The 12,055-nt window shown below is 64.2% G+C and carries 12 protein-coding genes; 4 read left to right on the plus strand and 8 right to left on the minus strand.

Annotated elements, in window-relative coordinates; genetic code table 11:
* Window positions 1-108 precede the first annotated feature (108 nt).
* A complete protein-coding gene (locus CH268_RS17155; RefSeq protein ID WP_027497031.1) occupies window positions 109-690 on the plus strand; it encodes a TetR/AcrR family transcriptional regulator in 582 nt (193 codons plus the stop codon).
* On the opposite strand, the gene CH268_RS17160 is transcribed toward CH268_RS17155, so the two are convergent.
* Window positions 678-2,309: an ABC-F family ATP-binding cassette domain-containing protein gene (locus CH268_RS17160; RefSeq protein WP_027497030.1), complete on the minus strand. Its 1,632-nt coding sequence runs from the start codon at window positions 2,307-2,309 to the stop codon at window positions 678-680. The genes CH268_RS17155 and CH268_RS17160 overlap by 13 nt on opposite strands.
* A 156-nt stretch (window positions 2,310-2,465) precedes the next feature.
* Here CH268_RS17160 and CH268_RS17165 point away from each other — a divergent pair, with 156 nt between their 5' ends.
* From CH268_RS17165 to ku, 3 genes are read left to right on the plus strand one after another with little or no spacing between them, the layout of a single operon-like run.
* Window positions 2,466-3,254 (plus strand): SDR family oxidoreductase, encoded by a 789-nt coding sequence (locus CH268_RS17165; protein WP_045841762.1) that lies wholly within the window; start codon window positions 2,466-2,468, stop codon window positions 3,252-3,254.
* Complete coding sequence (locus tag CH268_RS17170) at window positions 3,251-4,393, plus strand: lycopene cyclase family protein (protein ID WP_032391434.1); 1,143 nt, start codon at window positions 3,251-3,253, stop codon at window positions 4,391-4,393. Before CH268_RS17165 ends, CH268_RS17170 begins: the two co-directional genes overlap by 4 nt.
* A 51-nt stretch (window positions 4,394-4,444) precedes the next feature.
* Window positions 4,445-5,431 carry a non-homologous end joining protein Ku gene (gene ku, locus CH268_RS17175; RefSeq protein ID WP_094665223.1) on the plus strand — a complete coding sequence of 329 codons (987 nt, stop codon included), beginning with the start codon at window positions 4,445-4,447 and terminating at the stop codon, window positions 5,429-5,431.
* 21 nt (window positions 5,432-5,452) lie between these two features.
* Here the strand turns inward: ku and CH268_RS17180 are convergent, their stop codons facing one another.
* Genes CH268_RS17180 through CH268_RS17210 form a run of 7 tightly spaced genes read right to left on the minus strand, consistent with a single transcriptional unit; the run spans window position 5,453 to window position 11,991 of the window.
* Entirely contained in the window at window positions 5,453-5,833 is a 381-nt protein-coding gene (locus tag CH268_RS17180; protein WP_027497026.1) for a metal-sulfur cluster assembly factor, read from the minus strand.
* Window positions 5,830-6,327: a Fe-S cluster assembly sulfur transfer protein SufU gene (gene sufU / locus CH268_RS17185; RefSeq protein ID WP_032387339.1), complete on the minus strand. Its 498-nt coding sequence runs from the start codon at window positions 6,325-6,327 to the stop codon at window positions 5,830-5,832. Before sufU ends, CH268_RS17180 begins: the two co-directional genes overlap by 4 nt.
* Entirely contained in the window at window positions 6,327-7,619 is a 1,293-nt protein-coding gene (locus tag CH268_RS17190) for a cysteine desulfurase (protein ID WP_032388406.1), read from the minus strand. Before CH268_RS17190 ends, sufU begins: the two co-directional genes overlap by 1 nt.
* A 2-nt stretch (window positions 7,620-7,621) precedes the next feature.
* The gene (gene sufC, locus CH268_RS17195) at window positions 7,622-8,398 is read right to left on the minus strand and encodes a Fe-S cluster assembly ATPase SufC (protein ID WP_094665225.1); all 777 of its coding nucleotides are present in this window, start codon (window positions 8,396-8,398) and stop codon (window positions 7,622-7,624) included.
* A 39-nt stretch (window positions 8,399-8,437) separates the two neighbouring features.
* Window positions 8,438-9,667, minus strand: coding sequence for a Fe-S cluster assembly protein SufD (sufD, locus tag CH268_RS17200; protein ID WP_441346978.1), 1,230 nt, complete (start codon window positions 9,665-9,667; stop codon window positions 8,438-8,440).
* A complete protein-coding gene (gene sufB / locus CH268_RS17205) occupies window positions 9,668-11,113 on the minus strand; it encodes a Fe-S cluster assembly protein SufB (protein ID WP_027497021.1) in 1,446 nt (481 codons plus the stop codon). It abuts the gene before it with no gap.
* Window positions 11,110-11,991, minus strand: coding sequence for a helix-turn-helix transcriptional regulator (locus CH268_RS17210; protein ID WP_032391608.1), 882 nt, complete (start codon window positions 11,989-11,991; stop codon window positions 11,110-11,112). Before CH268_RS17210 ends, sufB begins: the two co-directional genes overlap by 4 nt.
* Window positions 11,992-12,055: the final 64 nt, after the last annotated feature.

Raw genomic sequence — 12,055 nt, forward strand, 5'->3', positions numbered from 1 at the left:
ACTGTAGACAAACGCCACGCACAGCGATGGGCCCGGAACTCGATACGTGTTTCGGGCCCATCGCCGTATCGGTACGGGCCCCTTCATCGGAAAGTAGGAGTTTCACACGTGCCCAAGGTCAGTGAAGACCACCTGGCGGCCCGCCGCAGCGAAATTCTCGACGGCGCGCGTAAATGCTTCGGAGAGTTCGGCTACGAGGGCGCGACCGTGCGACGCCTCGAGGAGGCGACGGGCCTCTCCCGCGGAGCCATCTTTCACCACTTCAAGGACAAGGACGGTCTCTTCCTCGCATTGGCGCAGGAGGACGCCCGGCGCATGGCAGAAGTCGCTGCGACGCAGGGTCTGGTTCAGGTGATGCGAGACATGCTGGCTCAGCCGGAGCAGTTCGAGTGGCTCGGAACGCGGCTCGAGATCACCCGACGACTACGAACCGACGCCGACTTCCGAACCAGCTGGGCGGAGCGTTCGGCCGAACTGACCGATGCGACGCTCGGCCGACTCGAGCGCCAGAAGACGGCAGGGAAACTACGGGACGACGTGCCGAACGATGTTCTGGCCGACTACCTGGACCTCGTTCTCGACGGTCTGGTCGCCAGAATCGCGTCGGGCAACGGCGGGTCGAACCTGTCGGCCATTCTGGATCTGGTCGAAGAATCGGTGCGCAGGCGCGACCCGGGTCAGGCCAGCTGAATCAGTTCCAGGTAGTCCTGCGACCAGTGGTCCTCGGTGCCGTCGGGAAGGAGGATGACACGTTCTGGTGAGAGTGCCTCGGCGGCACCCGGATCGTGAGTCACCAGAACGACAGCACCCTTGTAACTGCGCAGTGCGTCGAGAACCTGCTCGCGTGAGATCGGATCGAGGTTGTTGGTCGGTTCGTCGAGCAGCAGAACGTTCGCAGCCGAAGACACCAGTCCGGCCAGCGCCAGACGCGTCTTCTCGCCGCCGGACAGCGTTCCTGCGGGCTGTTCGAGCTGGGGTCCGGTGAACATGAAGGCGCCGAGTAGCGATCTGAGCTCCTGCTCGCCGGTGTCGGGTGCCGCATGCCGGATGTTCTCCCACACCGACGCCATGTCGTCGAGGGTGTCGTGCTCCTGGGCGAAGTAACCCACGCGCATGCCGTGGCCGGGTTCGATCTCTCCGGTGTCTGCCTTCTCGGTTCCGGCCAGAATGCGCAGCAGTGTCGTCTTGCCGGCACCGTTGAGCCCGAGCACCACCACGCGGCTCCCCCGGTCGATCGCCAGATCGACGCCGGCGAAGATCTCGAGCGACCCGTACATCTTGGTCAGGTTCTTGGCCATCAACGGTGTCTTGCCGCACGGAGCAGGCTCAGGGAAGCGAATGTGCGCAACCTTGTCCGATACGCGCTCCGCATCGAGGTTGGCCATCAGCTTGTCTGCGCGCTTCGCCATGTTCTGTGCCGCAACGGCTTTGGTTGCCTTGGCACCCATCTTGGCGGCCTGGACGCGCAGCGCACCCGCCTTCTTCTCCGCGTTCGCGCGTTCGCGACGGCGCCGTTGCTCGTCCGTGGCGCGTGCGTCGAGGTACTTCTTCCAGTTCATGTTGTAGATGTCGGCCTCACCGCGCACGGCATCGAGGAACCACACCCTGTTCACGACATCACCGAGCAGTTCGACATCGTGACTGATCACGATGAGTCCGCCCTCGTGGTTCTGCAGGAAACTGCGCAACCAGGTGATGGAATCGGCGTCGAGGTGGTTGGTGGGCTCGTCGAGCAGCAATGTGGTGTTCGAGCGTCCGCCACTGCCGTCGGATGCGGCGAACAGAATGCGAGCAAGTTCGACGCGTCGACGTTGCCCACCGGACAGGGTCCGCAGCGGTTGACCGAGGATGCGATCGGCCAAGCCGAGGCTGTTGCAGATGCGAGCCGCTTCGCTTTCGGCTTCGTAGCCGCCGAGGGACGCGAACCGCTCTTCCAGCTCGCCGTACTTACGGACGGCTTTGTCGAGCAATGTCTCGTCGGCAACCTCGGCCATCAGAGCCTGCTGCTTCTCCATACTGTGCAGGAGGGTGTCCAGCCCGCGGGCCGACAGCACCCGGTCCTTGGCCAGCACGTCCAGATCGCCCTCTTTGGGATCCTGCGGGAGGTAGCCGAGGTCTCCGGTGCGTACGACCTCACCGGCATAAGGTTCGCCCTCGCCCGCCAGGATGCGCAGCGTGGTGGTTTTTCCGGCACCGTTGCGGCCGACCAGCCCGATGCGGTCACCTGCCTGCACGCGGAGCGCGGGCCCCTCGGTGGACAGAAGGGTCCGCACACCGGCACGAACTTCGAGGTCGGTGGCGGTGATCACGCGTGAGCTCCTAGCGATTGCCGAACAAGATGAGTGCTCGTCGACCGACGAGCGAGCAATGAAAGCGCCGTAGGTCGGCACAGCAAACCCCCATTTTAGCTCAGCATTCACGTGCCTCCACCCAGGAACGCAGGTGACCCCGGTAACGTCTGAGCGATGACCGACGTCACCGAAACGGCCACTGCCCGCCCAGCCCTGCCCCTCGACCTCACCGGACGGACCGCACTGGTCACCGGGGGTAGTCGAGGCATCGGCCGCGCGATCGCCGCAGAACTGCTCGCGCGCGGTGCCAACGTGGCCATCACTGCGCGTAAGCGGGAACCGTTGCTGGCCGTCGCGGCGGAACTCGGCGACTCCGTACTCGCGCTGGACGGTAACGCGGGCGACCCGGAACACCGACGCACCGCAGTGGACCGCACCGTCGAGACCTTCGGTTCGCTGGACATCCTGGTCAACAACACCGGTATCAACCCCGTCTACGGCTCGCTGATGGATGCCGACCTCGTCGGTGTCAGCAAGATCTTCGACACCAACGTCGTCGGCACGCTCGGCTTCGTGCAGAACGCGTTCCATGCGTGGATGGGCGAACACGGCGGTGCGGTCGTCAACATCGCCAGCGTTGCAGGCATCCGCTCCACCGGAGTCATTGCCGCGTACGGCGCATCCAAAGCTGCGTTGATTCGGCTCACCGAGGAGCTGGCATGGCAGCTCGGTCCGAAGATCCGCGTCAACGCGGTAGCGCCGGGCGTGGTGAAGACCAAGTTCGCCGAGGCGTTGTTCGCCGGCGGTGAAGAAGCAGCAGCGGCTGGCTACCCGATGAAGCGACTCGGTACCCCCGAGGACGTGGCTTCGCTCGTCGCGTTCCTGGTCTCGGACGCGTCCTCGTGGATCACCGGCGAGACGGTGCGCGTCGACGGTGGCCTGCTCGCCACCGGCGGAATGTGAGCGACCTGTCGGCCGACGTCGCCGTGGTCGGGCTGGGACCGGCGGGTCGCGCGATCGCCCACCGCTGCGCGGCCGCGGGTATGGACGTTCTCGCACTCGATCCGCACCCGTCCCGAACCTGGACGCCGACCTACTCGGCATGGGCGGACGAATTGCCGTCATGGCTCTCGGAGTCCGCAATCGCCTCGACTGCACGCAGGCCCGCAGTGTGGACCGATCGGCATCGCGTCATCGACCGGACGTACTGCGTGCTCGACACGCATGCCCTGCAAGCCTCGCTGTCCCTCGACCTCGTACGAGTGCACGCGGGCACCGCAGTCGACGTCACCGGCACCCGCGTCACCACCGTCGACGGGACGGTCGTCACCGCTCGCCACGTCGTCGATGCACGAGGGACGCTCGACTCGCGTGATCTGGCGCAACAAACCGCATACGGAATCGTCGTCGAGCGGGAACGCGCCGAGCCCATTCTGGAAGGCTCCGACGCCTGGTTCATGGATTGGCGTACCGACAACGGCGTACGACCCGGTGAAGTTCCGAGTTTTCTCTATGCCGTCGCACTCGACGACCACCGCGTTCTGCTCGAAGAAACGTGCCTGGTCGGCAGGCCTGCCCTCCACCTCGATGTACTCCGGACTCGTCTGCATCATCGACTCGCCCGACGCGATCTCGTGCCGACCGGGACCGAGGACGTCGAGCGGGTGCGCTTTTCGGTCGAACCTCCGCCGCGCTCGCGGCTGCACACCCCACGAAGCGGTCCCGTCTTGTTCGGGTCGCGGTCGAATCTGATGCATCCGGCGACGGGATACAGCGTCGCCGCGTCGTTGGCGTCTGCCGATCACCTGGTCGACGGACTTCGCACCGGCAAGCCGGGGAGCCGACGTGCACTCCACACCTGGACGGTGCAGAAGCTACGCAATCTAGGTCTGCGCACTGCGTTGAGCCTCGAGCCGGAGATGGTTCCGCAGTTCTTCGCCAGCTTCTTCTCGCTGCCGGTCGAACTGCAACGCTCCTACCTGTCCGGTCACGACGACGCCATGGGGACCATGACCGCAATGCTGAGAATGTTCCCTACGCTTCCGGTCTCGGCCAGGCTCGCCATCGCGCGCACCGTCGTCCACGCTCCGAGACGCGGCTGAGTTTCTCGGCAACGGTCGACACACAGGCGCCCGGTCGGCGATCATGAACACATGCGCAGCATTTGGAAAGGCTCGATCGCCTTCGGACTCGTCAACGTTCCGGTGAAGGTCTACTCGGCCACCGAGCAACACGACATCCGGTTTCATCAAGTGCACGCAAAGGACGGCGGACGAATCAAGTACGACCGCATCTGCCAGGAATGCGGAAAATCGGTCCAGTTCGCCGATATCGACAAGGCGTACGACTCGCCCGACGGCGAGCGCGTGATCCTCACCGACGACGACTTCGACAAACTCCCCGCTGCCGAGAAGCACGAGATCCCCGTTCTCGAATTCGTTCCGACCGAGCAGATCGATCCGATCCTCTACGACAAGAGTTACTTCCTGGAGCCCGACTCGTCGTCGCCCAAGGCGTATGTGCTGCTGCGAGAGACGCTGGAAGAAACCGAACGCACCGCGCTCGTCCATTTCACGCTGCGACAGAAGACGCGGCTGGCCGCCTTGAGAGTCCGTGACAACGTGCTGGTCATCCAGACTCTGCTGTGGCCGGACGAGGTACGAGCCGCAGAATTCCCGTCGCTCGACGACGCCCCGTCGGCGCGCCCGCAAGAAGTGAAGATGGCGACGTCGCTCGTCGAGAGCATGTCCTCGGAATTCGATCCGACGGAGTACACCGACGATTACCAGATCGAACTGCGCAAACTGATCGACGAGACACTGGCGAACGGTGGCGAGAAGGTCATCCACACCGAGGCCGAGTCACAGGACGACGGCGAGGACGCGGAGGTCGTGGATCTGGTCGCCGCCCTCCAGCGCAGCGTCGAGGCCGCGGGAAAGAACGCGAAGTCGGGTTCCGATTCGTCGACAACATCATCGTCGAAATCTTCGTCGTCGAAGACACCGGCCAAGAAGACCGCTGCCAAGAAGACCGCTGCCAAGAAGACCACCGCGCGAAAGACGCCGGCAAAGAAGGCTCCGGCCAAGAAGGCCGCAGCGAAGAAGGCTGCCCCGTCGACCGACGAAGCGAAGGGTGCGTGACGGGGCAGCCGGAATGGACCGTCAGACGGTGAAGCCGAGGGCCCGAAGCTGCTCGCGTCCGTCGTCGGTGATCTTGTCCGGTCCCCACGGCGGCATCCAGACCCAGTTGATCTTGAGGTCGGCGGCGAGCCCACTGCGCACGAGCGCACCACGGGCCTGATCCTCGATGACGTCCGTCAACGGGCAGGCCGCCGACGTCAGTGTCATGTCGACGGTGACGATGTCCTCGGCGTCGATCTTGATGTCGTAGACCAAACCGAGATCGACGACGTTGATTCCCAGCTCGGGGTCGACGACGTCGCGCATCGCTTCTTCGAGGTCCTCGAGCACCTTGATCTCGTCGGCGGTGAGTTCCACCGGCGTCGTCGTCACAGCCGGTGTGGTCTCTGTTGCGTCGGTCATGATTGCTGTCCTCCGGAAAGTGCCGACTGGGCGGTCCCGCCCGTCGTAGCTGTCGTATCTGCGTCCACTACTTGAACAACCGCATCCTTGAAAGCCATCCAACCCAGCAAGGCGCATTTCACGCGAGCCGGATACTTGGCCACACCGGCGAACGCAATGCCGTCGCCGATGACGTCTTCGTCTCCCTCGACGGTACCTCTGCTGCCGACCATCTCGCTGAACGAATCCACGGTCTTCAGGGCGTCCTGAACTGACAAGCCGACCACCTGATCGGTCAGCACCGACGTGGCGGCTTGGCTGATCGAGCAACCCTGGCCGTCGTACGAGACGTCCGCAACGGTGCCGTTGTCGACGTGAACCCGCAGAGTGACCTCGTCGCCGCAGGTGGGATTGACGTGGTGCACCTCGGCACCGAACGGCTCGCGCAGTCCACGACCGTGCGGATGCTTGTAGTGATCGAGGATCACTTCCTGGTACATCTGTTCCATTCGCATCAGGCGTGTCCCTCCTCACCATTGCGGTCGGTGCCGAAGAACGATTGCGCGCGACGAATCGCGTTCGCGAGCACCTGCACTTCCTCGACCGTGTTGTACAACGCGAAGGACGCCCGCGCGGTCGCTGCCACTCCGAAGCGCCGATGCAATGGCCACGCGCAGTGATGTCCGACGCGAATGGCGACACCTTCGTCGTCGAGAATCTGCCCCAGGTCGTGTGCGTGGATACCGTCGACGACGAACGACACTGCCGAACCTCGATCGACGTTCTCCGTCGGGCCGATGACTCGAACCCCGTCGATCTTTGCGAACTCGGCGAGAGTGGCTGCGACCAAGGTCTTTTCGTGAGCTGCCACGGCGTCGATACCGATGTTGTCGAGGTACCGCACGGCGGCACCGAGCCCGATGACCTGCGACGTCATGGGCACACCGGCCTCGAAGCGTTGCGGCGGAGGCGCGAACGTCGTCTTCTCCATCGTGACCGTCTCGATCATCGATCCGCCGGTGATGAACGGCGGCATCGCATCGAGCAGCGCGGCCTTTCCGTACAACACTCCGACACCCGAGGGTCCCAGCATCTTGTGGCCGGAGAACGCTGCGTAGTCGACATCGAGGTCGTGGAAATCGACCTTCATATGGGGCACGGATTGGCACGCGTCCAGAACGACGAGCGCGCCGACAGCTCGGGCGCGACGGACCAACTCCTCGACGGGAGCGACGGCACCGGTCACGTTCGACTGGTGGGTGAACGCGACGACCTTCACCGCGGACGACAATTCCAGCGAGTCGAGGTCGATTCGACCGTCGTCGGTCACCCCGTACCACCGCAGAGTTGCGCCGGTACGGGCCGCAAGCTCTTGCCACGGAACGAGATTGGCGTGGTGTTCGAGTTCGGTGACGACGATCTCGTCACCGGGTCCGAGATGACGATCGAAGCGCTGATCGGCCAACACGTACGTCACGAGGTTGAGCGACTCGGTTGCGTTCTTGGTGAAGACGATCTCGTCGACGTCTGCACCGACGAACGCGGCGATATCCGCCCTGGCTCCCTCGTACGCGTCTGTGGCTTCCTCGGCCAGCTGGTGCGCCCCGCGGTGCACCGCCGCGTTACAGGTGGTGAGGAACTCGCGTTCGGCGTCGAGTACCTGCACCGGCCGCTGCGAGGTTGCGCCGGAATCCAGATACACCAACGGCTTTCCGTCGCGGACGGTGCGCGAGAGAATAGGAAAATCGCGGCGAACGGTAGCGACATCGAACGATGTCGCTACCGTCACAGCTGCCGGTGCAGCCATACTCATGCTCCGGTGGTCGCGGCCTGCGTGTAGCCGGCGTAGCCGTTGGCCTCGAGCTCGTCGGCCAGCTCGGCGCCGCCGGACTTGACGATCTCACCGTTGACGAAGACGTGCACGAAGTCGGGCTTGATGTAGCGAAGAATGCGGGTGTAGTGCGTGATCAGCAGCACTCCCCCGTCTTCACGCGCCTTGTACTTGTTCACGCCCTCGGACACCACGCGCAAAGCGTCGACGTCGAGGCCGGAATCGGTCTCGTCGAGAATGGCGATCTTCGGCTTGAGCAGTCCCAGCTGCAGGATCTCGTGACGCTTCTTCTCGCCGCCGGAGAAACCCTCGTTGACGTTGCGCTCGAGGAAGTTCGCCTCGATTTCGAGCTCGCTCATGGCGGTCTTGGCTTCCTTGACCCAGTGCCGCAGCTTGGGGGCTTCGCCGCGCACGGCGGTGGCGGCGGTGCGCAGGAAGTTCGACATCGACACTCCGGGCACCTCCACCGGGTACTGCATCGCCAGGAACAGACCTGCGCGGGCGCGCTCGTCGACGCTCATCTCGAGAACGTCTTCACCGTCGAGGGTGATGGTGCCGGAGGTGACGGTGTACTTCGGGTGGCCGGCAATGGCGTACGACAAGGTGGACTTGCCCGAGCCGTTGGGTCCCATGATCGCGTGCGTCTCGCCGGACTTCACGGTCAGGTCGACACCTTTGAGGATGTCGATCGGCTCGGCGGACGAGTCGGTGTTGGCGACGCTGACGTGCAGATCGCGGATTTCGAGTGTGGACATCAAAGTTCCTTTGTGCAGTCGAGAAAGGTTCGGTTGGGCCTACGCGCCGACGACGGCGAGCTCGGTCTCGATGGCAGCATCGAGACGCTCGCGTACGGCGGGGACCGGAATCTTGTCGATGATTTCGTGGAAGAAGCCGCGGACCACCAGTCGACGGGCCACCTCCTCCGAGATGCCGCGAGCACGCAGGTAGAACAGCTGCTCGTCGTCGAATCGGCCGGTAGCACTGGCGTGCCCTGCTCCGACGATCTCGCCGGTTTCGATTTCCAGGTTCGGTACCGAATCGGCGCGAGCGCCGTCGGTGAGCACGAGATTTCGGTTCAGTTCGTACGTCTCGGTGCCCTCGGCCTCGGCGCGAATGAGAACGTCGCCGATCCATACGGTGTGTGCGTCGACGGTGCCGGGTCCGGTTTCACCCTGGAGCGCGCCCTTGTACATCACGTTCGACTTGCAATGCGGAGCCGAATGGTCGACGAGCAGTCGCTGCTCGAGGTGCTGACCGGCGTCGGCGAAGTACACACCGAGCATGTTCGCGTCACCGCCGGGCGCGCTGTAGCGCACGGTCGGGCTGATGCGCACCAAGTCGCCGCCGAGGCTGACGTTGTAGTGGCGCAACACCGAGTCACGTCCGAGCAGGGCGTGGTGGGCGGCCACGTGCACCGCGTCCGACTGCCAGTCCTGGATCAGCACGACATGCAACTGCGAGCTGTCACCCAGCACGAACTCGACGTTCTCGGCGTACGTGCCGCTGCCGCGCTGATCGATCACCACGGTGGCGCGAGCAAACGTGCCGAGGCGAATCTGCACGTGCCCGTAGGCGACGTGGTCGACGCCCGGACCGTCGATCGTGATCTCGATCGGCTCCGCTACCTCGACCTCGTTGGGAATGCTGACGATCGTGGCCTCGGTGAAGGCCGAATATGCCTGTGCGGCAATCCGATCGGCAGGCACGCCGGCCTTCCCGAGTCGATCGTCGTCGCGTCCCACGGTCTCCACGACCACCTGGTCCGCAGCCCCGACGGTGACCTGAGCGGTCCCGTCGGCGACTGCCGAACCGTCGTGCAGGCCGCGAAGGCGACGCAGCGGCGTGAAGCGCCACAGTTCGTCACGGCCCGACGGCACCTCGAACGCGTTCACGTCGTACGACGTGAACTGAGCGCCCTTGTTGGCGACGAGCTTCGACTTGTCTTCCTTGGCGGAATCGGGGTTCTCGGATGCCGGGTTTTCCGATGCCACGGCACCCATGACTCCGGTGAGGGGGTTGTTCACTTATCCGACCGACCCTTCCATCTGCAACTCGATGAGCCGGTTGAGCTCGAGCGCGTACTCCATCGGCAGTTCGCGAGCAATGGGCTCGACGAATCCGCGGACGACCATGGCCATCGCTTCGTCCTCGGTCATGCCGCGGCTCATCAGGTAGAACAACTGATCGTCGCTGACCTTCGAGACAGTGGCCTCGTGACCCATCGACACGTCGTCCTCACGGATGTCGACGTACGGGTAGGTGTCGGACCGACTGATCGTGTCGACCAGCAGGGCGTCGCACTTGACCGTCGAACGAGAGCCGTGCGCGCCCTTGTTGATCTGGATCAGACCGCGGTAGGACGTCCGTCCACCGCCACGGGCGACGGACTTGCTGACGATGTTCGACGACGTGTGCGGTGCCAGGTGCAGCATCTTGGAACCGGTGTCCTGGTGCTGATCGGGCCCTGCGAACGCGACCGAGAGAACCTCGCCCTTGGCGTATTCGCCGGTCATCCACACAGCCGGGTACTTCATGGTGACCTTGGAGCCGATGTTGCCGTCGACCCACTCCATCGTTGCGCCTGCTTCTGCCTTGGCGCGCTTGGTGACCAGGTTGTAGACGTTGTTCGACCAGTTCTGAATGGTCGTGTACCGGCAACGACCACCCTTCTTGACGATGATCTCGACCACGGCGGAGTGCAGCGAATCGGACTTGTAGATCGGCGCGGTGCAGCCCTCGACGTAGTGCACGTAGGCACCCTCGTCGACGATGATCAGCGTGCGCTCGAACTGGCCCATGTTCTCGGTGTTGATCCGGAAGTAGGCCTGCAGCGGGATGTCGACGTGCACGCCCGGCGGGATGTAGATGAACGATCCACCGGACCACACTGCGGTGTTCAACGCAGAGAACTTGTTGTCGCCCGCGGGGATAACGGTGCCGAAGTACTCGCGGAACAGCTCCGGCTGCTCCTTGAGTGCGGTGTCGGTGTCGAGGAACAACACACCCTGCGCCTCGAGGTCCTCACGGATCGAGTGGTAGACGACCTCGGACTCGTACTGAGCTGCGACACCGGAGACCAGGCGCTGCTTCTCGGCTTCGGGGATGCCGAGCTTGTCGTACGTGTTTTTGATGTCCTCGGGCAGATCGTCCCACGTAGCGGCCTGCTTCTCGCTGGACCGCACGAAGTACTTGATGTTGTCGAAGTCGATGCCGTCCAGGTCGGAACCCCAGTTGGGCATGGGCTTGCGGTCGAAGGTCTTGAGAGCCTTCAGACGGGCTTCGAGCATCCACTCGGGCTCGCTCTTCTTGGCCGAGATGTCACGGACGACAGCCTCGGACAAGCCGCGCTTGGCGCTCGCGCCGGCCACGTCGGAATCGGCCCAGCCGTATCCGTAGGTGCCGAGCGATGCGATGGTCTCGTCCTGAGTCAGCGGCGCGGCGGGTGTCACCTGGTCTGGTGTGACGGTCATGCGGGCTCCTTCCGGAGGCGTGTGCGTTCTCCGACACGGGGCTGCGTGTCGGACGTCATCTTGTGTGAACTATCTGTCGATACGTCGGTACCGGATCGACCGCTCCTCGATCGCGTCGAGGTGAGCGGTACGTGTGTGGTGCAAGCGCAGTTGCCGTTCGCAATGGTGGCAAGACGCTGCACATGCGTGCCGAGGATCTCGGCGAACGCTGCTTGTTCGGCCTCGCACAGCTCGGGAAACTCTGCTGCGACGTGCGACACCGGGCAATGGTGTTGGCAGATCTGCACTCCGTTGCCGACTTGCCGCGTGGTGGCCGAGAATCCCGCCGCACTGAACGCGTCGGCAATTCTTCCCGCCGCCGTTTCCACGGCATGTGCGTCGGAACCGGTCGCGGGTTCGACGTCGGCAACGATGGTGTTGACGCGTTGCCGCGCGAACGTCTCGATGGCGTCGTTGCCACCGATCTTGCGCAGCTGCCGCATCGCGGCTCCGGCCAGATCGTCGTAGGTGTGGCCCAGCCGATTGCGGCCGGCTGCGGTGAGCTGGAAATGCTTAGCCGGTCGCCCGCGTCCACGCTGACGTGCTCCCGCCGGGGTGGTGATCCTGGCCTCGCCTGCATCGATGAGCGCATCGAGGTGGCGTCGGACACCTGCCGCGCTCAATCCAAGCCGAGTGCCGATATCGGACGCGGTGATGGGGCCTTCTTCGAGCAGTAGGGTGACCACCGCGCCCCGCGTCTGCCCCTCGGGGGCCGATGCCGGTCGCACCGACGACGCGCCTGCTCCGGCGGTCGATGGATCGACGCTTTCCGGACGCACGAGCGAGCTCTCGGTTGTTTTCACAACACCAGTGTGACGGAATTGTTTCACCTGGTCCAGCAAGGGTGCCCTATCCCTCAGGTGAATCCGAGCCGGGCGACGCAGGCCGCGGAGTCCGGAGGAC

It is taken from the genome of Rhodococcus sp. 06-1460-1B, assembly GCF_002258475.1.
Classification (GTDB): domain Bacteria; phylum Actinomycetota; class Actinomycetes; order Mycobacteriales; family Mycobacteriaceae; genus Rhodococcoides; species Rhodococcoides fascians.

Coding starts and splice junctions, on each gene's coding strand:
- CH268_RS17165 (WP_045841762.1), top strand. CDS start 2,466: ATGACCGACGTCACCGAAACGGCCACTGCCCGCCCAGCCCTGCCCCTC.
- ku (WP_094665223.1), top strand. CDS start 4,445: ATGCGCAGCATTTGGAAAGGCTCGATCGCCTTCGGACTCGTCAACGTT.
- CH268_RS17180 (WP_027497026.1), bottom strand. CDS start 5,833: ATGACCGACGCAACAGAGACCACACCGGCTGTGACGACGACGCCGGTG.
- sufU (WP_032387339.1), bottom strand. CDS start 6,327: ATGCGAATGGAACAGATGTACCAGGAAGTGATCCTCGATCACTACAAG.
- CH268_RS17190 (WP_032388406.1), bottom strand. CDS start 7,619: ATGGCTGCACCGGCAGCTGTGACGGTAGCGACATCGTTCGATGTCGCT.
- sufC (WP_094665225.1), bottom strand. CDS start 8,398: ATGTCCACACTCGAAATCCGCGATCTGCACGTCAGCGTCGCCAACACC.
- sufB (WP_027497021.1), bottom strand. CDS start 11,113: ATGACCGTCACACCAGACCAGGTGACACCCGCCGCGCCGCTGACTCAG.